The sequence below is a fragment of the Paenibacillus radicibacter genome, from assembly GCF_024721995.1.
GTDB classification, from domain to species: domain Bacteria; phylum Bacillota; class Bacilli; order Paenibacillales; family NBRC-103111; genus Paenibacillus_AM; species Paenibacillus_AM radicibacter.
Genome location: NZ_JANQBC010000002.1, coordinates 200,835 through 223,675, shown reverse-complemented (window position 1 = coordinate 223,675; position 22,841 = coordinate 200,835). Strand labels below are relative to the sequence as shown.

The 22,841-nt window shown below is 44.4% G+C and carries 22 protein-coding genes; 12 read left to right on the top strand and 10 right to left on the bottom strand.

Annotated elements, in window-relative coordinates; genetic code table 11:
* Positions 1-95: 95 nt before the first annotated feature.
* The 8 genes from NV379_RS06185 (at position 96) to NV379_RS06150 (ending at position 8,514) form a co-directional block, all read left to right on the top strand.
* A complete protein-coding gene (locus NV379_RS06185; protein WP_258206418.1) occupies positions 96-1,391 on the top strand; it encodes an amidohydrolase in 1,296 nt (431 codons plus the stop codon).
* A gap of 1 nt (position 1,392) precedes the next feature.
* The gene (locus NV379_RS06180; RefSeq protein ID WP_258206417.1) at positions 1,393-1,887 is read left to right on the top strand and encodes a cell wall elongation regulator TseB-like domain-containing protein; all 495 of its coding nucleotides are present in this window, start codon (positions 1,393-1,395) and stop codon (positions 1,885-1,887) included.
* Positions 1,888-2,007: 120 nt separating this feature from the next.
* Positions 2,008-2,544, top strand: coding sequence for a hypothetical protein (locus NV379_RS06175; RefSeq protein ID WP_258206416.1), 537 nt, complete (start codon positions 2,008-2,010; stop codon positions 2,542-2,544).
* Positions 2,537-4,042 carry an AAA family ATPase gene (locus tag NV379_RS06170; RefSeq protein WP_258206415.1) on the top strand — a complete coding sequence of 502 codons (1,506 nt, stop codon included), beginning with the start codon at positions 2,537-2,539 and terminating at the stop codon, positions 4,040-4,042. The genes NV379_RS06175 and NV379_RS06170 overlap by 8 nt, the downstream gene beginning before the upstream one ends.
* Before the next feature lie 239 nt (positions 4,043-4,281).
* The gene (locus NV379_RS06165) at positions 4,282-5,157 is read left to right on the top strand and encodes a 3-hydroxyacyl-CoA dehydrogenase family protein (RefSeq protein WP_258206414.1); all 876 of its coding nucleotides are present in this window, start codon (positions 4,282-4,284) and stop codon (positions 5,155-5,157) included.
* Positions 5,157-6,356, top strand: a complete 1,200-nt coding sequence (locus NV379_RS06160; RefSeq protein ID WP_258206413.1) for an acetate/propionate family kinase — start codon at positions 5,157-5,159, stop codon at positions 6,354-6,356. The genes NV379_RS06165 and NV379_RS06160 overlap by 1 nt, the downstream gene beginning before the upstream one ends.
* A 96-nt stretch (positions 6,357-6,452) precedes the next feature.
* Positions 6,453-7,748 (top strand): asparagine--tRNA ligase, encoded by a 1,296-nt coding sequence (asnS, locus tag NV379_RS06155; RefSeq protein WP_258206412.1) that lies wholly within the window; start codon positions 6,453-6,455, stop codon positions 7,746-7,748.
* 34 nt (positions 7,749-7,782) lie between these two features.
* Entirely contained in the window at positions 7,783-8,514 is a 732-nt protein-coding gene (locus NV379_RS06150) for a DnaD domain-containing protein (protein ID WP_258206411.1), read from the top strand.
* A 54-nt stretch (positions 8,515-8,568) separates the two neighbouring features.
* On the opposite strand, the gene NV379_RS06145 is transcribed toward NV379_RS06150, so the two are convergent.
* The 9 genes from NV379_RS06145 to proB all read right to left on the bottom strand — a co-directional run bounded on the left by NV379_RS06145 (position 8,569) and on the right by proB (position 18,828).
* Positions 8,569-10,356: a peptidase G2 autoproteolytic cleavage domain-containing protein gene (locus NV379_RS06145; protein ID WP_258206410.1), complete on the bottom strand. Its 1,788-nt coding sequence runs from the start codon at positions 10,354-10,356 to the stop codon at positions 8,569-8,571.
* 156 nt (positions 10,357-10,512) lie between these two features.
* Positions 10,513-11,895 carry a WD40/YVTN/BNR-like repeat-containing protein gene (locus NV379_RS06140; RefSeq protein ID WP_258206409.1) on the bottom strand — a complete coding sequence of 461 codons (1,383 nt, stop codon included), beginning with the start codon at positions 11,893-11,895 and terminating at the stop codon, positions 10,513-10,515.
* Between the two features lie 101 nt (positions 11,896-11,996).
* Complete coding sequence (locus NV379_RS06135; RefSeq protein WP_258206408.1) at positions 11,997-12,638, bottom strand: hypothetical protein; 642 nt, start codon at positions 12,636-12,638, stop codon at positions 11,997-11,999.
* 116 nt (positions 12,639-12,754) lie between these two features.
* Entirely contained in the window at positions 12,755-13,393 is a 639-nt protein-coding gene (gene mtnB / locus NV379_RS06130) for a methylthioribulose 1-phosphate dehydratase (protein ID WP_258206407.1), read from the bottom strand.
* A gap of 7 nt (positions 13,394-13,400) precedes the next feature.
* Positions 13,401-14,072, bottom strand: coding sequence for a 2-hydroxy-3-keto-5-methylthiopentenyl-1-phosphate phosphatase (locus NV379_RS06125; RefSeq protein WP_258206406.1), 672 nt, complete (start codon positions 14,070-14,072; stop codon positions 13,401-13,403).
* Between the two features lies 1 nt (position 14,073).
* Entirely contained in the window at positions 14,074-15,357 is a 1,284-nt protein-coding gene (locus NV379_RS06120) for a 2,3-diketo-5-methylthiopentyl-1-phosphate enolase (RefSeq protein ID WP_258206405.1), read from the bottom strand.
* 14 nt (positions 15,358-15,371) lie between these two features.
* Positions 15,372-16,253: a pyrroline-5-carboxylate reductase gene (proC, locus tag NV379_RS06115; RefSeq protein ID WP_258206404.1), complete on the bottom strand. Its 882-nt coding sequence runs from the start codon at positions 16,251-16,253 to the stop codon at positions 15,372-15,374.
* A gap of 16 nt (positions 16,254-16,269) precedes the next feature.
* Positions 16,270-17,517 (bottom strand): glutamate-5-semialdehyde dehydrogenase, encoded by a 1,248-nt coding sequence (locus NV379_RS06110; protein WP_258206403.1) that lies wholly within the window; start codon positions 17,515-17,517, stop codon positions 16,270-16,272.
* A 189-nt stretch (positions 17,518-17,706) separates the two neighbouring features.
* Entirely contained in the window at positions 17,707-18,828 is a 1,122-nt protein-coding gene (gene proB / locus NV379_RS06105) for a glutamate 5-kinase (protein ID WP_258206716.1), read from the bottom strand.
* 130 nt (positions 18,829-18,958) lie between these two features.
* On the opposite strand from proB, the gene NV379_RS06100 reads away from it, so the two are divergent.
* A complete protein-coding gene (locus tag NV379_RS06100) occupies positions 18,959-19,084 on the top strand; it encodes a hypothetical protein (RefSeq protein ID WP_258206402.1) in 126 nt (41 codons plus the stop codon).
* Between the two features lie 111 nt (positions 19,085-19,195).
* Here the strand turns inward: NV379_RS06100 and NV379_RS06095 are convergent, their stop codons facing one another.
* On the bottom strand, positions 19,196-20,374 hold the full coding sequence (locus NV379_RS06095) for a pyridoxal phosphate-dependent aminotransferase (protein WP_258206401.1): 1,179 nt from the start codon (positions 20,372-20,374) through the stop codon (positions 19,196-19,198).
* Positions 20,375-20,694: 320 nt separating this feature from the next.
* Here NV379_RS06095 and NV379_RS06090 point away from each other — a divergent pair, with 320 nt between their 5' ends.
* The 3 genes from NV379_RS06090 (at position 20,695) to NV379_RS06080 (ending at position 22,839) form a co-directional block, all read left to right on the top strand.
* A complete protein-coding gene (locus NV379_RS06090) occupies positions 20,695-21,447 on the top strand; it encodes a class I SAM-dependent methyltransferase (RefSeq protein ID WP_258206400.1) in 753 nt (250 codons plus the stop codon).
* A gap of 53 nt (positions 21,448-21,500) precedes the next feature.
* Positions 21,501-21,962 (top strand): tRNA (N6-threonylcarbamoyladenosine(37)-N6)-methyltransferase TrmO, encoded by a 462-nt coding sequence (gene tsaA / locus NV379_RS06085; RefSeq protein WP_258206399.1) that lies wholly within the window; start codon positions 21,501-21,503, stop codon positions 21,960-21,962.
* A 103-nt stretch (positions 21,963-22,065) separates the two neighbouring features.
* Complete coding sequence (locus NV379_RS06080; RefSeq protein WP_258206398.1) at positions 22,066-22,839, top strand: sporulation protein; 774 nt, start codon at positions 22,066-22,068, stop codon at positions 22,837-22,839.
* The last annotated feature ends 2 nt before the right edge of the window (positions 22,840-22,841 follow it).

Below are 22,841 nucleotides of genomic sequence, written 5' to 3'. Positions count from 1 at the left end.
AAACCAAGGGAAAGCAATGTTGATTTCTTGATTTTATAATTTTGAAGTTGTACAGTTAAATAAGTAACCATTTTGTAGTAAAGGAACTGAATAATATGGATAAAATCATAATAATTAATGGCATTTTTGTGACAGCGAGTCCCATTCAGCCAATTGTCAAAGGTTGTATGGTAATTGAAGATAATCGAATTACTTATCTGGGTTCTGATGTACCAGAACCACTTGAAAACTACACAGAAGTTGTAAATGGAAAAAATAAACTGTATATGCCTGGTTTAGTGAATACGCATGGTCATGCTGCAATGTCACTACTTCGTGGTTATGGGGACGATTTAGCGCTTCAAGTGTGGCTGCAAGAGAAAATGTGGCCAATGGAAGCTAAATTTACTTCTAAGGATGTCCTGTGGGGAACGTCATTATCCATTGTTGAGATGTTGAAGGGTGGTACAACGACATTCGTTGATATGTACGATCACATGGATCAAGTTGCACAGGCTGTTGAACAATCAGGTATGAGAGGCTGTCTGACTCGTGGTGTAATCGGCTTGTGTCCGCCTGAGGTACAAGACCAGAAGCTGCTTGATTCGAAGAAGTTCGCTATAGACTGGAACGGTAAGGCTAACGGCCGAATCACAACGATGATCGCACCGCACGCACCATACACGTGTCCTCCAGATTATATTGAGAAGCTTGTTGCTTTATCACACGAGCTTAATTTACCTATTCATACGCATATGTCTGAAACACGTCGTGAAGTGGAACAGAATGTGTCTGATTACGGAGTAAGACCTGTTGAACATTTAGAAAAACTGGGTGTGTTTAATCGTCCAACTTTACTTGCACATGGTGTTCATCTCAATGACGAAGAGATTGCCGTTCTTGCAAAGTATGATGTTCGTGTATCACATAACCCAGGAAGCAACTTGAAATTAGCATCCGGTGTAGCACGTGTTCCTGAACTACTCGCTGCTGGGGTAAAAGTATCATTAGGTACGGATAGCGCGGCATCGAATAATAACTTGGATATGTTTGAAGAGATGCGTCTAGCGGCTTTAATTCATAAGGGTGTGTCAGGCGATCCAATTGCGGTTCCTGCAACAGAAGCTTTGCAGATGGGAACTCATATGGGTGCAGAGTCCATCTGGCTAAATGATGTCGGTCAACTTCAAGTTGGGAAGAAAGCGGATGTGATTGCACTTGATCTAGATCAACCGCACTTCCTCCCACGTACAGATTACATTTCACATATCGTGTATTCCGCATCGGCTCATGACGTAGTAGATGTAATGGTGGATGGCAAGTGGCTTGTTCGTAACCGCGAATGCTTAACAATGGATGAGGAAAAAGTGAAACGTGAATTTGAGCTTAGCTTCGAAAGGCTGACGCAATAACATGACAAGAGCAAGGAAGACGATCTATATATCCATCATTGTCTTTATTACGCTAATCGTAATCGCTTATTTCTTCTATACGCGTGTTCAACAGAACCATTTTAACGACTTGTCACAAGCTGTTCAATCTGCTTATGAGAAGACAACGATGGTAAAAGCCACACGGGCAGAGCCTTCGTACGGAGACGAAGCATATAATATCGTATTTGGCGATGATAAGCTGGGTCACCCGTTAATTGCATGGGTCTCTGCACAAGGTGTGCATACCGAGTTTGTAGATAAGATTTTCTCAGAAGAGCAAGTCAAGTCGAAGATGAAAGAGCGCGGGGAAAATATTGAAATCTTACGAATCCTGCCTAATAAGCTTCAAGGTCACTATGTATGGGAAGTATTCTATAAACAAGAGATTCCGAAAGAAAGCGACAAGTATTTCTATGATTACTACAATATAACTGACGGATCTCTCGTAGATACGTATCGGCTCAGTCTTCAATAGACTGGGCTTTTTTACATTCAAAGATGGTATATCAAATGTGATATACTTTTATCTATCAGATCATCTATATGAGTTCTATATGAGTAGGTGATGATCAATTCTAGAAAGGAGGACGTTTCCTTGCGAAAATTACGTCCGCTACCGATTGTTATCAGCACTGTATGTGCTGCAGCTGTCTTGTTCGGAGGGTGGTTTACTTATCAGTCACTTGCTATGGAATCGCCTCTGAAGAAGATAGTATCTGAGCAACCAGCTGTAACAGATTCCGATATTACACTTCAAAATTCAAATTTGATCGTCGATCTTCAGTTAAATAAAGATGCAAATATCCGGGAAGTTGTTCAAAACCTTTTCAAAGATGGAACTTCGATTATTGGTAATAAAACAGTAACTATTAACGCGAAGGGTCAACCCTCACCTGAACTAGGAACATGGTGGTCTCATGCTTTGTTTGATGTTGCGGGTGCGATGGAGACGAAACAGTATAACTTAATTCCAGAAGCTTTGCAGAAACGTGCTGCGCAGTTAGAGGGGCTTGAGATCAAGACGGAAATGGATGATTACTTTATGTATGTCACATTAATTCGAGGTGACGCGTATAAGTTCATATTGTTACCGCGTACACCTGCGAAGGTAGGAGCGTGGCAGCATGCTTAAATGGAAGAATGAAATATTAATTGGAATTATACCTGCACTTCTCTTGTTTGGTTTATATAAAGGTACTGAATATTTACCTGTCATACTGATTGCTGTCTTGTTGATTGTCGCTTTCTTCGTGGTTCGACTGCAGCGCAGTGGCGATGCTATTGGTGCAACAGGAGGGAAGTCCTCACATAAAGTGAGCGAACAGAAACCAAGCTACCTGAAGTTTGATCAGATTGGTGGACAGGATCAAGCGAAAGCGGAACTGATGGAAGCACTTGATTTTCTTATAAAGAAAGAACAGATTGCGAAGCTTGGAATCAGACCGATCAAAGGGATCTTGCTAACGGGGCCTCCCGGTACAGGCAAGACGTTGCTTGCAAAAGCATCTGCTCATTATACAAATGCGGTATTTAGTGCGGCATCAGGCAGTGAGTTTGTCGAAATGTATGTAGGGGTCGGTGCAAGCCGAATTCGAGACATGTTTAAGCAGGTTCGACTGAAAGCACAAAAAGAAAATAAACAGAACGCTATTATTTTTATTGATGAAATCGATGTTATTGGTGGAAAGCGTGAAGGCGGGCAGCAGCGAGAATACGATCAGACGCTGAATCAATTGCTTACGGAGATGGATGGTATTCATACGAAAGAAGAACCGCGTATTCTGATCATTGCTGCTACGAACCGGAAGGAAATGCTCGATTCAGCACTATTACGTCCTGGCAGATTTGATCGTCATATTGAAGTGGATCTACCGGATAAGAAAGGCCGATTGTCGATATTGGATATTCATGCGCGCAACAAACCACTTTCTGAAAATGTAAATATGGAGCTTATAGCAGAGCAGACATTTGGCTTCTCAGGTGCCCAGCTCGAAAGTGTGCTTAATGAAGCAGCGATTTATGCGATGCGTTCGAATGCAGATATCTTGACGAAGGATCACTTAGGACTTGCGATCGATAAAGTGATGATGGGGGAGAAAACTGACCGCGAAGCAAATGAAGAGGAGAAAGTACGAGTTGCTTACCATGAGCTTGGACATGCCATCTTAGCAGAAGTGGTGCGCGTTGGTTCCGTATCCCAAGTCTCACTGTGTCCACGAGGGAAGGCACTTGGCTATGTTCGTCATAATCCACCTGCGGATCATTACTTGTATACGAAAACCTATATTGAAGGTCAGATCATGATTGCACTTGGTGGGGCAGCAGCAGAAGAAATCTATTATGGTGCTCGCAGTACAGGATCAAGGAATGATTTTGAAAAGGCGATGGAGTTAGTCCGATTAATGGTAGATTCTGGTCTAACTGAGTTAGGGATTGTTGATATTCAAATGGTACCGAAGAAGCAATTTATGGATGTGAATCATGCGATTCTCGATGAATTAATGGGAAGTACGAAGAAAATATTGGAAACCTATATGATTGTGTTCGAACAGAGCTTGGATGTATTAATGAAAGAAGAGACGTTATCGGGGGAGCAATTCCGCATGATGATGCGTCAAATTGCTTCCTAATTGTTTGCAGGATGATTCGATTTGTTGTAAGATTAGCTTTCTGAGAAAACGCGAATCATTCATAGGTCGGACTCAGAACCCCTTTCACAGGCGGTTCTCTTTTTGCTTGTGATTTTGCTCACATTAGGGCAAAGGGTATTGGTATATAATATAAATTGGGAAAGACCATTTATTGTGTATACTAGAAAAAGAACAAATTGATGCAAATTTATTGCAGATTTGCGAAAAGGAGACACATCATGAGTCAGTTTAAAAAGATCGGCGTGATCGGCGGCGGTACCATGGGTCAAGGTATTGCTGAAATGCTTGCGAAAAAAGGTTTGGATGTCATTCTGGTAGAAAAAACTGAAGAACTTACACAAACTTCTTTGGAGCATATTGCAAACAATTTAGATAAGCAATTGGAAAAATGGGCAATTACAGAAGCTGAGAAGAAGCTCATTTTGGCTAAAATACATGGAACTGCAGATTTAAACGAAGTTGCAACATGCGACATGATTATTGAAACGGTATCGGAAGAGCTAGAAGTGAAGAAAGAAGTGTTCCGCAGATTGGATCAAATTTGTCCATCAAATGTGATTTTATCAAGTAACACTTCAACACTTAGCTTAACAGAGCTTGCAGCGGTTACGAAGTCACCTGATCGTGTAATTGGTGTTCACTTTGTTCACCCGGTTTCCAAGATTGATCTTGTTGAAATTATTCGTGGAATCAAAACATCGGATGCAACTTATAAAGCAACACATGATTTCGTGCAGAACACGATTGAAAAGCATGGTATTCAAGTATTTGAATCCCCAGGTTTCGTTACATCCCGTCTAATCTGTCTATTGATTAATGAGGCAATGGTTACACTATCAGAGGGTGTTGCGACAGCTGAAGAAATCGATACAGCGATGAAGATTGGTTATGAATTCCGTTCAGGCCCTCTTGAGATGGCAGATCGCTTTGGACTAGATTCCGTACTAGCAGCGCTTGAGCGCATGTTCCGTGAGTTTGGCGACTTGAAATACCGTCCATCCTTCCTATTGAAGCAAATGGTATACTCCGGACAGCTTGGTGTGAAAACGGGACAAGGATTCTTCCAATACGACAAGGATGGTGAACGCGTCTAATGAATATTTTAGTTATTAATGCGGGTAGTTCCTCGCTTAAATATCAAGTATATAACATGGATAATGAAGAAGTTCTTGCTGCTGGACGTGTGGAGCGTATCGGTATGGATACTGCGATCTTGACACATGAGCCTGTAGGTAAATCAGAAGTACGTGAAGTAACTCCGATTCTTGAGCATACAACTGCGATTCGTAAAGTACTAGACATGCTTGTGCATGCAGAGCACGGCGTATTCAAGAGCATTGAAGAAATTGATGCTGTTGGTCACCGCGTTGTACATGGTGGGGATTCCTTCTCTGGTTCTGTACTTGTAACAGAAGAAGTGAAGAAAGAAATTAAGCGCTTGTTCGATATCGCACCGCTTCATAACCCAGCAAGTATGCTAGGAATCGCGGCAGTGGAACTAAATATGCCAGGTGTTCCAAACGTTGCTGTATTCGATACAGCGTTCCACCAAACAATGGATCCAGTTGCATTCCGTTATGCAATTCCAAATGTACTTTACCGTAAACACCGTATTCGTCGTTACGGCTTCCATGGTACATCTCATCAGTACGTAAGTGAGCGTGCTGCTAAGTTTATCGGTCGTCCGATTGAAGAGCTTAAGATCATCACTTGTCACGTAGGTAACGGTGTGTCTTGCACAGCGATCTTAAATGGTAAATCCGTGGATACATCCATGGGTATGACACCGCTTGAAGGTTTGATGATGGGTACACGCTCTGGCGACTTAGACCCAGCGATCGTTCCTTTTGCAATGGATAAAGAAGATCTATCGCTTACTGAAGTAAACTTCATGTTGAACAAACATAGTGGTCTTCAAGCGATCTCTGGCGGTTCCAGCGATATGCGTGAAGTAACAGAAGCTATGCTTGCTGGGGATGCGAATTCCAAACTTGCATTCGACATGTTCACATACCGTATTCGTAAATACATTGGTGCTTATGCAGCAGCACTTGATGGTGTTGATGCAATCGTATTTACAGCAGGTGTTGGTGAAAACTCTGTGGAAGTTCGTGAAGCAGTATGCTCCAAGCTTAACTTCCTAGGTGTTGAACTTGATTCCGAGCGTAACAAGACTGGTCGCGGCTTTGAGAAACGTATCTCTACAGACGCTTCTAAAGTTGAAGTACTTGTTATTCCAACAAATGAAGAGCTTGTTATCGCTAACGATACTTACCGTATCACTACAAAGTAGAACAACCCTAATCGCGCGTGCGCATGACGTATGCGCGATTTTGTTGTACAATAGGTGGGATAAATGGCATTACAGCCTGAGGAGGCATTTAGGACTATGAGCGTGAAATGTATGATTCGCGACGTAAAGGATTATGTTGGACAAACAGTCCGCATTGGTGCTTGGTTACACAACAAGCGTTCCAGCGGTAAAATTCAATTTTTACAATTAAGAGATGGCTCTGGTTATATCCAGGGTGTTGTTGTGAAAAGTGAAGTAAGTGAAGATGTATGGAATGATGCATCCAAACTGACACAAGAGAGTTCCTTATATGTAACAGGTGTGGTTAGAGAAGATACACGTAGTAAATTCGGATACGAACTTACTGTTACGGGTGTTGAGATTATTCAAATTACACAAGACTATCCAATTACACCGAAAGAACATGGTGTTGACTTCTTGATGGATCACCGTCACTTATGGATTCGTGCACCGCGTCAGCGTGCAATCCTATCTGTACGTGCGGAAATTATTCGTGCGATTCAGCAGTTCTTCGATCAGCGCGGTTTTAACCTTGTTGATCCTCCGATTCTAACACCATCATCTTGTGAGGGTACAACGAACTTGTTCCACACGAAGTACTTTGAAGAAGATGCTTTCTTAACACAAAGTGGTCAATTATACATGGAAGCGGCAGCAATGGCACTTGGAAAAGTGTATTCATTCGGCCCAACATTCCGTGCTGAGAAGTCCAAGACACGTCGTCACTTGATCGAGTTCTGGATGATTGAGCCAGAGATGGCATTCGTAGATCATGAAGAAAATCTTCGTGTTCAAGAAGAGTTTGTATCCTATGTGGTGCAATCTGTCTTGAAAAACTGTGCTGCTGAGCTTGAAACGCTTGGTCGTGACGTAGCGAAGCTTGAGAAGTGCGTAGGACCATTCCCGCGCGTTACTTATGATGATGCAGTGAAGTTCCTACAAGATAAAGGTTTCGAGTTTACTTGGGGTGAAGATTTCGGTGCGCCGCACGAAACGGCAATCGCTGAAAGCTATGAAACGCCAGTATTCATTACACATTACCCAACGGAGCTCAAGGCATTCTATATGAAGCCAGATCCGAATCGTCCAGAAGTTGTGCTATGCGCAGATATGATCGCTCCAGAAGGTTACGGCGAAATTATTGGCGGAAGTCAGCGTATTGATGATCCGCAGCTGATGGAACAACGCTTTGCTGAGCATGATCTTGCAACGGACGCGTACCAATGGTACATGGATCTTCGTAAATACGGAACAGTTCCTCACTCTGGATTCGGTCTAGGTCTTGAGCGTACGGTATCTTGGATTTGCGGTCTAGATCACGTTCGTGAGACGATTGCATTCCCTCGTACGCTTTACCGTTTGTATCCGTAGTGAGAAATTGCCTGAACAGAGATGAGGTGTTCACATGAATTCGAATCGAGTAGATTTGGAGCAAGGATTCCTCATTGGGCTCATGGAAGGGACAGTAGCTATACCGTATTCCTTACTCAAGGTATATAGTCGCTTGAAGCTTTCTGAAGCGGAAGTTATGCTACTAGTTCATTTGATTGGCTTTATACAAGTTGAACGTAATGATTTTCCTACCCATGAGGAAATTGGATCACGTATGTCTATGCGAAGTGAGGCGGTTGCAGTTCTTTTGCATAAGCTTCACAATGAGGGCTTTCTTGGGATTGATGAAGGTGTGGATGAGCCAAGTGGTATGCGGTATGAAGTGTTTAATTTACAGCCTTTCTACGCGGCTATTGCGAAGGAGCTTGCGAAGGATGGGAGCGGGAATCAACAACTAAGATCGATCCCATCATCATTGGCAGCACGTCCTACTTCACACGCGGGGTCTGTCGAAAAAGCTTCGGCTATGAATACAGGAGAGACGCGAGCTCGAGATATTTATACGATATTTGAACAGGAATTCGGTCGTCCGCTCACTCCGATGGAGCTGCAGACGATTGCAGGATGGCTGGATCAAGATCATTATAAAGAAGAGCTGATTTTATCTGCATTAAAAGAAGCTGTGTTTACCGGTAAGCTTTACTTCCGCTATGTCGATCGGATCTTGCTGGAATGGCAGCGCAACCGCGTGGTCACAGTGGAGCAGGCAAAAGAATACGCCCAACGATTCCGTGGGTCCAGATAGAAAAAATGACGTCTAGGCAGTTACTGCCGAGGCGTCTTTTTTATTTGAGCATAACTACTTGATTAAGATTTGAATGATGTTCGGTGTAACCCGCTTCATTACTCGATATCCGGTTGCAGCAGGTTGCGCCATCCCATTGGAGTTCGATTTGCAGTAACTTCCAACTTGGCAATCACCTTCATCTCGTACAAGCAGCTTGCCAATAAGTCCAACGGGTACCCACTCATCGCGCTCTGTGCGTTTTTTACAAGTCCAATTTGGATCCCAATAAGGGTTAATTGCAGGGCGACGTTCGATCCTCTCAGGAAGTAGGATATTGCCCTCCACATCGATTACTGCATCGACTTTCGTATCTACAAAAATCTGACGATTCCATTCATCATACATGTATTTGGAACAAGAGACATCCTCTGTATCAGCAAGCACGCCGGGGTTGGAACTAATGACTCCAACGATATAGTCGTCGGTATCTGTTGCAATGCGAACTTTATCAGTTGCGCCATCGAATGTTACAAAGTAACCGACATCAATCTTTTCTCCAGATGCTGTTTCGAACATTTCGGCGTAGTCACACGCTACTGCTGCAGTAACGAAGGCGGCGGCAGTAACAGTCCCTTCAAAGCAGCCTTCGCCCGCTCCATTAATATGTGCTACAACACCAGCAGGATCAAAAGATGATGCTCCATTAGCGACATATAGCCCAGGTGAAACACCAGCACTTAGCAGCCCATTTCTGCCGATGAGAAACGTATCACTATTATTACCCGTGTTCAGATTTGTTCCAATCGCGCTTGCTTGAGGGCCACCTGCTATAGTATTTAATCCACTGGCAAATGCATTGTTTGCTGTTGCTTGTGTGAGTTGTCCTTGTGCGTGTGAAGCTGGACCACTTGCAAGAGTACTTGCTCCTTCCGCATGGGCAAAATTAGCTGTTGCTTGGCACTGTTGCCCTTCTGCATGGGATACAGTGCCTGATGCGATCGAAGAAGATCCTTCTGCATGGGCAAAATCACCAATGGCACGAGTGCTCAGTCCTTCTGCATGTGAAGTATTACCTGTCGCACGTGCACTTTGACCTTCTGCATGGGCATTCAGCCCGCTTGCAATCGTCGCAAGACCTTCCGCGTGAGAAGCAACTCCAAGTGCACTTGTTAGCGAGCCTTCTGCATGAGAGGCATATGCGGATGCATTGGTTCGATAGCCTTCGGAATGAGCGGCATCATCAAATGCTTGAGTTAAATATCCTTCTGCGTGTGAAGCTGTTCCGAAGGAAAGTGTAGATGATCCTTCTGCATGCGCAGCATTGCCTACAGCTTGTGTATTAAAACCTTCCGAATGGCTGACAGGTCCTGTTGCTATTGTTCCTTGCCCTTCTGCATGGGAATAAGCAGCAAATGCTAGAGTTGAGAATCCTTCTGCATGCGATGCGTCCCCAACTGCTGACGTTTGATATCCTTGTGCATGAGCGGCAGTACCAGATGCGGTACACATCGATCCCTCTACATGCGCTGCGCTGCCGCTTGCTGTACATAAATAGCCTTCTGCATGAGCGGCAATACCCGCTGCATCGACAAGGGTTTGTGCACCTTCACTATGAGAATAAAGTGCATTACTTTCTGTCGTATAGCCTTCCGCATGTGAGGCGGCACCAACTGCTGCAGTATGAAAACCTTCTGAATGTGAGATATCACCCTGAGCTATCGTTTGAGAACCTTCTGCATGCGAAGCTACACCAACTGCTATGGTTTCAAAACCTTCTGTAAATGAAGCATCTCCCAAAGCTTGTGTACCCGATCCAAAAGCACTTGAACATTGCCCAGTGGCAGTATTGGAACAAGCCAATTTTCCCAACTCCTTCTATGCTTTGATCCATTATTCTAATAGGTTATGAGTAATAGGTTCAGATTGCTTGGATCATTTGCATGATATGAAGATGGAAAAGCACATCCCTAATAAATATAGGCATGTGCTTGTTGCGGATTAAGCTTATAGTAAGTGTTAGGTGAACATTATCTTCCAAGTAAGTCCGCCATCAATGGAATGAAGGATGACTTTATGTGAACCATCCGATGTATAGGTCGTTCCAATTGCCCAGCCATCGAGTTCGGAGACAAAGTCAATAGCTTCAAAGCTTGGTGATTGCTCTGGAGTAATTTGCGTCCAATTTACCCCGCCATCTGATGTGAGCTTAATGCCACCTTCGATTGGGCCTGCTCCAATACTCAGTGGAATCGAACCTTTCTTGGAAGTAAGGAATTGAAGACCAGCTGTTGTTGGTCTTGCTCCCCGCATGGTGTTAATATGTGTCCAAGTCGTACCACCATCTGTTGTACGGTAGAGCATCGACTCCATCCGATCCAAATTTTGAATCAGCACCCAGCCTTCATTTTTGCTAATAAAAGAGATTCCGATGTTATTGAGAAGGGCATCGGTTGGTGCTGCCTCGTTAAATTGATGTGACCAACTCTTACCCCCATCAGTTGTGAATTCGATGGCGACTTGGCAGTTTACTTCAATCGGACCTGTTGCTTTGCAACGTGAACCTTGTTTGCCTAATACCCAACCGGTATCTGTGTTGATAAAGTTTAGTTTATCAGGAATAAACGATGGGTTATTACCGAATTGTACCTTTTTCCAACGTGATCCATCTATTGTTGCATATAAATTGTGATTGGCAATCGCATAGCCAACTTTCGTGTTCAGGAATGTGATGGTGTCTTTGTTGGCATTGAAGTCGATGGGATCAGTGGGAGCTTGTGTATTTGTAAATTGAACGGTCCATGATTTCCCTCCATCTGCTGTGTGCAAAATTTCGAATTGCTGGCACATCACTTGACCTTTGATTGTGGAACAATCTCGATTGGCAACAGCATAACCTTGGCTTGGATCTGCAAAAGATAGACTCGTGACGAATGCATCTGAAATAAACGATGATTCCCAATGCGCTCCATTATCGGTAGTTCGCCAAATTTGGGTTCCTTTTTCTTGTACATCAGCCGTCCATCCAATTCCACCTGGTAAAAAGTTTAGTGCTCTTAGGTTTGTAGGTGGAATTGGGGAGGTGGATGGAAAAGGACTAGGAATAGAATTTGGTGTTGTAGTTGGCTTAGCTGGTGGGGTTGCGCTCGGATTCGGTACTTTAGGTGTGATGCTTGGTGAAGTTGTTGATGGGATAGAGTTATTGCTTGGTTTGTCAGTCGGAATGGTGTTTAGGCTTGGATCAGGTCCTGTGGAAGGCATGTCAATCGATGGACTAGGAGATGGCAGTGGAGTAGGGCTAGACTGTGAAGTTGTGATATTCTTTGCACCGCATCCAATCGTCAATAAGGTAACAATGCTAATCAGGATGAGAAGTTTAAGATTAAACCAAGTATACCGCACGTAGGTACACGCTCCCTCTATGAATGCTTGAATGATTATGTCTTATTAACGTGTACCGTTTGCGAAAAGTTACTACACAAGCGTTGATATGTATAAATAATTTAGTGGAGGTAGAGTTTGAATACGACAGCATATTTCGTATTTTTCAAGTATTCGGGTGAAAAGTCTGTGGTTCGCATTTGATTTTCATCTGTAGCTTGGAAGCCCCAGACTGCTATTTCCTCATGATCTGTAATCTGAGCGGGGGTATTCATTTCTATGTTCATTCTGCCTGCAGTTTTAAAATCCGTATCGAGTGTCATTTGGACAGAAGAGATGGAGCGATTTTCAGTAAAGGAATGCTTTAGTTGAAAATTAACATTTCCAGTATCTGAATTCTTCAATTCTCTGATCCAAATCACATAGTCCCCATCGAATTGATATTCACCATTCCTACTATCTTGAATAAACAAACCGCCAGCTAATGCATTCGTATCGGTAAGTACGCCGTTCTTATAGGTTTCCATCTTCACACCAATTTCTTGCTTCGAGCCTTTGTATTTGACTTTCAAGGCACCATAAGTGCCATCTACGAGTGCAGCGTATTTACTGAGTTCTCCTGTAAACAGTTTTTGAGGTTCAACATAGAGTTTGTTTGTTGTAAAAGATGTGGATTTGGTTAAGAAGATTGCTGTAATCGAAAGGGCAACGACGAGAAGTAACGTGGTAAGGAAAGGCAATAGTACTTTGGGATTGCGCAGCATGTCAATTAAACCTCCTCATTTCATTCAAAAACCATAATCTTACAATAACACAAAAAAGCACTTCCTTTTCAATAAAATGAAAGGAAGTGCTTCGATAAAGTTACGCATGGAGGAGGTTACTTCTTCAGCATATGCCAGCGATACACATATTCGAACATAAATTCAAAAGCTTCAAGATGTCTTTTCGCTTCGAATGCGTTCGCGCCCCATGCATAGATGCCATGCTTGCGCAGAACGATGCCCGGAATACGAGGTATGATAGCACCCTCGACAAGCTCAGCAATGCGTGGGATGTCAGCATAATTAGGAAGAACTGGAATCCGAATAGCGGCGTCTTCTTCCCAAATATTGAGTGCTTTAATTAGTTCAACACCTTCAACTGGAATGCAGCCTTCTTCTCCATACAATTCAGATACGAGATTGTTAAACATCGTATGTACATGGAAAATAGCTCCTGCGCCCGTAGCGCGATAGATTTCGCAGTGGATCAACGTTTCAGCGGAAGGCTTAAGTTTCGTAGCCTCTGTCGCGACGCCTTTCTCGTTAACAATTAAGTAGTCTTCTGGTGTGTTTGCCGCTTTATCTTTACCGCTTGCTGTTACCGCAAAGCGGAACTCACTAGGAGTAAAATCACCAACACGAACGGACAAGTTGCCACTCGTGCCTGGGAACCAGCCGCGGCTGGCGAATAAAGTCTTCACTTCACGCAGCTCGTGAAAAGCTTGTTGTTTCTGTTCTAAAGTAGGTTCGATCATCGAAAAGTTACGCCTCCAGTTGCTCGATAATTTGATGGAAGTTGGTAAATGGTACATAGTTCAATTGCAATTCTTCACAGAGATCGATCAGATGCGAGCGGGCATAGACTGTATCCACAAGCTTTGCACCTGCAAAATCAGTAATCGAATCACCGATTAGAATGCGATGATACTTGTTTGCATCATAAGAGCGAATAATGGCTGTCTTGCACATGCCGCAATCATTATCACAATGCTCGTCACAAGCATGCGGCCACAAGATCTGTATGGTTTCTCCTTCAAAAGAAGAAGCGTTGCAATAAATGTTCTCTAATGGAATATCAAATCGAGACAGAATCGGATAGATGAAGAAGTCGATTCCTCCGCTTGTAATGAGAAGCGGGATTTGTTTATCCTTACAGAATGTTACGAATTCTTGGAATCCATTGCGAATGACAGCGTTGGATATCGCATAGCGAACAATCTCTTCTTGATTAGCTGTTGGCAGTAGATTGAACATCTCGCCAACGCCTTGGCGGACAGAGATTTTTTTATCCAAGACCTGCTGGATAATGTCCTGCACGCCTGGCGGGTTAAAGTGCTTCATAATCGCCACGATATTATCATTCTCAGTAATCGTACCGTCAAAATCGCAAAAAATAATCGGTTGTTTATGCGTTGTTGTCGTTTGTGTCGTCATGTTATTCTCTTACTCCCCATAGTTCAATCGCTTTCTGCAGTTCGGGGTGATCCTTAGCTGCATCTTGAAGTAGGCGTCCTTGCAGCGTTGCGTCGATCGCTTGGCGGAATGCTTGACCACCTGCTGCTGTACCCATCGGATGTCCGTGGATACCGCCGCCTGCATTCACGATCACATCGTGACCGAAGTCGCGCAGGATGAGCGGTACGAGCCCTGGCGAGATGCCTGCTGACGGTACCGGGAACGAGGAAGCGAGCACTAGCGAGCTAGTTTGTGCTGCGCTATCATGTGACTGCGATGGCGTAAAGCCTTCGAACACGTAGTCGCTTGGCGTGTTCGTGAGCAGCGCGTGCTGGATCGCCATATTATCTTCCCGGGGCATGACCACGGAACCGTATGGCGAAGGGAACAGCACGATGTCCGCTCCGGCAAGGCGCATTAGCTTGCCGAGTAATACCGACGCGCCGATCCCGTAATCCGGCGCGGGGTACATCGCACCCGCCATGGAAGGGTGCGCCATGATCGGCACCGACACTTCGGGGTCGGTGGCAAGTTCGTGCAAGGCGTCGTAGCCGTACGCCAGCACGTTGAACAGCAGCGCGTTAGCACCCGCGCCAATTGCCTTCTTCGCCTGCTGCGCAAGGCGAGAAGTAGGTCCCGTCAGGTTCGCTGCATACAGCAGCTTCTGACCCGTTACTTCACTTGCCTCGCGTGCCGCCTCGAGGCACACCTCAACCCGCTTCTCGATTGGCGTCAGCGGGTTCTCGAATAAGATCTCGTCGTCCTTGATGAGGTCGACGCCACCTAGCGCTTGCAAATAAAATTGCTCGCGCAGGGTGTTTAGATCGTGCCCGATCACCGATTTGAAAATGCTCATTAATAGCGGGCGATCATGCACGCCTAGTAGATCGCGCACACCTTGCATTCCGAATTTTGGTCCTGGGAATGCCGTAAGGAAAGAAGAAGAGAACTTCAGGTCGATCAGCTTGATCTTCCCGTCCATCGACAGCTTGCCGAATACTGTAACAAGCAGTGCTGGAATATCGCGAGAGAAATTCACGTCGGGATAAGCAATCGTTAGATCACCGTAACGCTCCGTACCTTCTGATTCATATACTTCAACGGAAACCACTTTGCCTAAGTGTTTCTCCATTTCAGCCTTGCGGGCTTGTGGAAGATCAGTCCAGCTTCCAACTGTAAGTCCGACAGCGATTCCTTCTGCTTTTTTAGCAAAATCCGCTTTCGGATCGTAACACCGATAAGTCGCAACGCAGTAATTGTTCATCGTTCATCCCTGCCTTACATTTTGATTGAATTTGTAGTTCGTAAGCATTGTGCGGCAATTTGATCGCCCATCTCTTGCGAGCGCTCAGCTGCGCGAAACACGGCGCGTACCATGCCTTCCGAGAAATGATGAGAATCCAAGACTTCAATAGCAGCCTCAGTCGCACCACCTGGAGAAGTTACTTTTCTCCTTAAGTCTTTTGGTTCTTCACCGGTTTCTTTTACCATATGTGCAGCCCCAATGACGGTTTGAATGGTAAGTGCTTGCGCTTCTTCGACAGTAAGTCCGCCTTCTACGCTTGCTTTAATTAAAGATTCCATTAAGTAGTATACATAAGCAGGGCCGCATCCGGATACTCCTGTGACCATATCTAATTTCGACTCATCGACAATTGAAACCATACCAACCGCTCGGAATAGCTTAGCAGCAAGCTCCTGTTGCTCTTCGCTCACGTGCTCTGAGAAGCTGAGTGCGGTTGCACCTAAGCCGATTGTAGCAGACGTGTTTGGCATGGTGCGAGCAATTGGAATGATTTTCGGGTTTAACATCGTCTCAATTGTACTGATACTTAATCCTGCAACGACGGAGATTAGTAATTGATCCGTACTTACCAAGTCTTTTATCCGTGCAAAAGATCCTGCCGCATCCTTCGGTTTCATTGCGATAATGACTAGATTTGCTTCACGAACGAGCGAATCTTTGTCTGCTTCATTCGTAGGAATGTGAATTCCATATAAGGTCTGAAGCTCATGTAGACGGTCATAATTCTGATTGTTGGTGACAGCAATTTTGTCAGGTGAAGTAAATGATTTGGAAATAAGCCCGCGAATAATCGCTTGAGCCATGGAACCTGCGCCGACGATGGTGATCTTCATGTCTTGTAAGTGAGTAGTCATCGTAATTTTGTCTCCTTTATCCCCGAATTTGTCCATCTCCATAAATACGATATTTAGCCGAAGTAAGGGCTGGTAGTCCCATAGGTCCACGTGCGTGTAGTTTCTGTGTCGAGATGCCGATCTCTGCACCGAATCCGAATTCAAATCCATCCGTAAATCGTGTTGAGGCGTTGTGGTACACGGCTGCTGCATCGACAACTCGTAAGAAACGAGCAGCATTTGCTGCGTCTTCGGTTACGATACATTCCGAGTGCATCGTGCCGTGTGCTGCTATGTGTGCCATCGCTTCTTCAATACCACTTACAACACGAACGTTCAGGGTATAGTCACCGTACTCGGTATCCCAATCTGTATCGGTCGCTTCTTTGATGCTTGGCACAAGTTGCCTAGCAGCTGCGCATCCGTGAAGTTCAACACCTGCTTGCGTGAAGGTATCCACAATGGCTGTTAAATGCTCAGCAGCATAAGATTCATGAACAAGTAACGTCTCCATTGCATTGCATACGGAAGGGCGTTGTACTTTTGCATTCATTGCAATCGACATTGCCATATCCGAGTTTGCCGATTGGTCTATAAAAGTATGACAAATTCCAGCCCCAGTTTCAATAACTGGAACGGTTGCATTTTTAACAACATTTTGAATAAGTGAATGACCGCCGCGAGGGATAAGGACATCAATGAGTCCATTTAGTTTCAGCATTTCATCGACGGAGGAGCGTTTTGGATCCGTAATAAGTTGTACAGCGGCTTCAGGAACGGAGGATTCACGAAGTGCTTCATGGATGATTTCGACAACACGTGTATTGGTACTGATGGCTGATGAACCGCCTCTTAATACAACGGCATTCCCAGTCTTGATACATAATCCAGCTGCATCAACAGTCACGTTTGGTCTTGCCTCATAAATGATACCGATGACACCAAGCGGTACACGTACTTTCTCAATGCGCAGTCCGTTTGGACGATCAAACTTCTCTAACGTATCTCCAATCGGATCAGGTAGGTGAACGATTTGTTCAAGTCCTTCAGCCATTGCTTTAATTCGAGCTTCATTCAAGGCTAAGCGATCGAGCAGGGAAGCGCTCATCCCATTCTGACGACCGCGATCCAAATCTTCTTGGTTCGCTGCGATAATGGAAGCTTGACGCTCCATTAATTTACTTGCGATTCTTATCAAAGCATCATTCTTCTGAGCTGTTGATAACAACCCTAGTGCTGGTGCAGCAGATTTGGCGAGCTTTGCTTTTATTACTACTTCAGTCATAAGGAACACATCCTTTAATAGATTTGAGTTTGTTAGAAAAGTTAAACGAAGTAAAAGGGTGTGCTGTAGGAGCGAAGCGATCGCCTTTGAACTTGTGAAAATACCACTTTAACCTAATCAGAATTCACAAGTTCAACAGCGACCGGAAGCATTCCCTTTTTCGCAGTGCCCCACTTTTCAAACACACCCTTAAGATTTATAAGATTGTAACGTGACCCATTCGTCACGATGAATGACTTCAATACGGGATACTTCGATCCGTTTGGTGACTTCTTCTGAGGAGTGTCCTGCTACTGCTTGGATTTGCCAAGGGGTGTAGTTGACGATCCCGCGTCCAATGCATTCACCTTGCACATTGCGTACTTCGACCACATCTCCGGGATGGAAATCGCCTTCGACTTGTGTTACACCAGCTGGGAGCAAGCTTTTGCCGCCATTAAGCAGTGCTTTCTCAGCCCCTTGGTCAACGATAATTGTACCTGCGGCAACAGAATGGAAGCCTACCCATTGCTTTTTCATCGATAAGTTATGATGTTTCGCATCAAAGTAAGTTCCTTTGCCATTACCTTTGTATGCAATCATCAGATCACCAGGCTCATAACTACGACCAACGAATACGGACACACCGCCACGCATACCAATACGAGCAGCTTCGATCTTCGTACGCATTCCACCTGTACCAACAGCGGAGCCAGCACCGCCTGCAATTTGGTACAACTCATCTGTAATTTCATCCACATGATCAATACGTTTCGCAAGTGGGTTATTTCGAGGGTTATCGGTATACAGTCCATCGATATCTGTCAAAATAATGAGTTTCTGCGCCTTCACCAAATTTGCAACAAGTGCAGACAACGTGTCATTGTCGCCAAACTTTATCTCATCAACGGAAATCGTATCATTCTCGTTAATGATTGGGATGACACCGCGGTGCAGGAGTTCATCAATCGTCATTGATGCATTGTGCACACACTTGCGATTCGTAAAGTCGGAGCGGGTGAGCAGAATTTGCGCTGCACCGATGCCATACTTGGCAAGTGCCTCGTGGTAAGCCTGCATGAGGAGTGTCTGACCGATAGATGCAGACGCTTGCTTCTCGTGAAGGAGCTTCGGACGAGCTTTGTAGCCAAGCGAGGTAAATCCTGCTGCAACGGCACCTGAGGTCACGAGTAACACTTGTAAACCTTCTGCACGTAGTGCTGCGAGTTCAGATGCGAAGTAGCGGATTTGCTCCATGTTTAGGCCTTCGTTCTCTAAGGTGAGGGAGGAAGACCCGATTTTGATAACAACACGTACTTGATCCGTATGCATTTCTTCCACTTCCTTTAACTTAATTGATAGCTATCTCTCTCTCTATTTCTGTATACAACAAAAAAGACTTCCATCCTTAACTTGTAAGGACGAAAGTCTTGAACTTCCGCGGTACCACCTTCATTGATGCATGCGCATCCAACTTCATACCCTGATAACAGTAGGGGCTGTTCAGCTCATCACTGACCGTTCTGGGGCAGGTTCGGAAGGTGGCTTACGGCAGGCTCTTTCAGTCGGTGGAGCTTGCTCTCTGTAGCGTAGCTTAGACCTCTTACTATTCCCATCATCACGTTAATATTCTTACAAGAATATCACAGACTCCGAATCGTTGTAAAGGGGAATGTCAAAGCTATAAATCCGTTTCATTTTAAGCAAAAATACCCAATTTTCCGACACGATGAACCGCTTCTGTTAAGCGTTCTTCAGATGCTAGAAGAGCCAGTCGTACATAGCCTTCACCATGTGCACCAAAGCCAATGCCAGGTGCGACGACGACATTCGCTTTTTCTAATAACAAGTCAGCGAACTCCGTTGAAGTATAAGGTGCAGGTACAGGCAGCCATGTGAAGAAAGAGCCTTTGGAGCGCTCTGCTTTCCAGCCGATGGAATCAAGCGCATTAAACAGTGCCTCGCGGCGGCTCTCATAAACATTCACTAATTCCTCCACACAATCTTGGGGTCCCGTTAGTGCCGTAGCAGCAGCTTCTTGAATGCCACCGAACAGCGAGCAGTAGTAGTGATCCTGCATCAAGTTAATGAGTTTAATAATTTCACGGTTACCTAAAGCGAAACCAACGCGCCAGCCAGCCATGTTGTACGTTTTGGACATCGTATAGAATTCAATTCCGACTTCCTTAGCGCCAGGTACTTGCAAGAAACTGATCGGCTGCTCACCGTCAAATCCAATCGCCCCGTATGCAAAGTCACTTGCCACAACCACTTGATTCTTTTTCGCAAATTGAACGGTTTCTTCGTAAAAAGACATCGGAGCTGTCGCACCGGTTGGATTATTCGGATAATTAATAAACATCAACTTCGCAAGGTCTAGGTCTTCCTGTGAAATCGCGTTGTAGTCAGGAAGGAAGGCATTAGCTGCCGTCAGTGGCATTGCACTCATTCGTGCACCGGATAGCGCAACACCTGACCAATAATCGGGATATCCGGGATCGGGAACAAGACACACATCTCCTGGATTAAGCAAACATTGTGCAAGCTCGACAAGCCCTGTTTTACCGCCGAATAGTACGGCAACTTCTGTTTCGGGATCAAGTTTAACACCATAATCTTCTTGGTAACGCTTCGCAACAGCTTCTTTTAGAAAAGCATAGCCCGTAAATGGGGGGTATTTATGATAAAGCGGATTGCTCGCTGCTTGCTTTAGAGAATCCACAATGTGCTCAGGCGTTGGTCGATCGGGATTGCCTTGACCTAAATTAATGACATCATGTCCAGCAGCAATTTGTGCATTCGCTTTCTTAACTAATGTTGCAAAAAATTGAGTAGGTAGTCCCTGCATTCGAGCTGCAGGTGTAATGTTAAAATCCATGTTCCTCACACTCCGAGATAAGACTTATATACGTAACTCTAATGATTCTATGAAATTGAATCTAATGTACCAAAATTAAAAAAACTTGTATAGCGACATCTTTTCAAAACGATAAGTATCGTGTATATTACGAGTATGTAGTTTCATTATACAATACTTAGTTTCATTTAATGAAACTGAAAGGGTGTTTGATTATGTCCGAACGAAACGATAGTCTGTCTAACCATATTGGTAAAAGATCAAGTCAGAGTGATAGTTCATTTATAGAAAATAATTCAAACAGGAAGACCAAACACTCTTTTCATGATGAAAAGTTAAAGATGACTTATACCTCACGCTTAGCAGATGCGAGTTGGGTGCAGTGGATGAAAGAACATGTGGAGATTGAAGATAAGCGTGTGCTGGATTTAGGTTGCGGGGGCGGGATTTATACGAAAGCACTTGCTGACTTGGGTGCTAAGGAGCTTGTGGGTATGGATTTTTCAGCGGTGATGCTGGAAGGTGCACGACTTAATACAATCGAATATCCCAACATACATTGGCAGCAGGGGAATCTACTTGAGACGGGAATCGAGGATGAACAATTTGATATCGTAATGGAACGTGCTGTGATCCATCATATTGAGGATTTAGAGAAGTGTTTTGTAGAGGCTCATCGGCTGCTTGTTCCGGGAGGTATGATGGTCATTCAAGACCGCACACCTGAGGATTGTGTATTACCGGGCAGCAGGGAGCATTTGCGAGGCTATTTCTTTGAGCGTTATCCGCAATTGTTGGAAAAGGAGCAAGGACGTAGACCCTCATCTGCGAGAGTGATCGATGCTACAGAAGTTGCCGGATTTCATTCCATCCAAGAACATTCATTATGGGAGACAAGGCGAACTTATGCCACAGTTTCTGAGCTGCAAACGGATTTAATGTCTCGTACAGGTCGTTCTCTGCTCCATGCTTTAACAGACGAACAATTGTGTGACTTAACGCAGTGGATCGTAGAGAAGCTCGGAGCAGTTGAGCCATTAGAGACCCCAATTACAGAAAGAGATCGCTGGACGATGTGGCTGGCTGTGAAGTAGTGAATGTAGAATGCATCAACATTTTATAAATAAGTTAAAGGGTGGTATTAACTATGGAATATACGATTCGTCCCATTGCTTATGTTCATAATACGCGCAAGGAGATGTTAGACGACAATTGGGGGTCGATTCTTTCGGAGATCGTGCTTACTCCTGAACTTGAGGAATCAGCGTTGTTAGGCATAGAGGCATTCTCACATTTAGACATCCTATTTTATTTCGACCAGGTCTCAGATGATAAAATTCAGTATGAAGCTAGGCATCCACGTAACAATCCAGATTTCCCGAAAGTCGGGATCTTTGCACAACGAGGAAAGAATAGACCAAATAAGTTAGGTGTTACGACTGTGGAGCTAATTAAACACGAGGGTAAGAAGCTAATTGTTCAGAATTTAGATGCGATTGATGGAACACCGATTATTGACATTAAGCCCGTGATGAAGGAATTTCTTCCTAAGAAAGAGGTCATTCAACCTGCTTGGTCAAGTCAGCTTATGGCCCAGTATTGGAAGTGAAAGCGTGTTATAAACGAAATATTTATAATTATCCATTATCATGAAACCGCTATCCCGTTTGTACGTATGTGAAGTGATTGAATATGGAGAGGGGTCTTATGATATGTCATTTTTCAACAAAATGTTAGCAAAAGTAGGAATTGGTAGTGCTGAAGTCGATACACTTCTAGAAAAAGATTCTTATGTACCAGGGGAAGAAGTGTCTGGTGTTGTACGGTTAAAAGGAGGAAGTGTCGATCAGAAGGTTGATCGAATCTACATTCAATTGATGACACGCTACATTCGCGAGTCCGACGATAAGAAGTATACAGAGCACTATTGCCTTGCAAAAGTAAACGTAACAGGTGCCATTGATCTTAAAAGCGGGGAGCAGATGGAAATTCCATTCTCATTCTCATTACCTCTAGAAACACCAGTTACATATAGTGGTCAACCCGTATGGCTTCATACAGGACTAGATATTGAAGTAGCAGTAGATCCATCGGACAAAGACGGTATTGAAGTCAAACCACATCCTTATATGGAAGTCGTATTCCAAGCTGTACAGTCGCTCGGATTTAGATTCCGCACCGCAACATGTGAGTACTCGCGTTATGGCCATGGTGTGCCATTCGAACAAGAGTTCGAATTTTTACCAGGATCATCGTTCTCAAGCCGTATTAAAGAGCTGGAGCTCGTTATGACAGTGGATCAAGGCGGCATTCATGTACGAGTTGAAATTGATCGTAAAGCACGCGGATTATCCGGTATTTTCGAGCAAGCACTTGATATGGATGAGCGTCATGGAAAAGTGTACTTCTCTGCAAGCGATTTGAGATCAGGTCCAGAGACAGTTGCACGAACACTTGAGAGCTGGATTGTAAAACAGTCTCGTTAAGC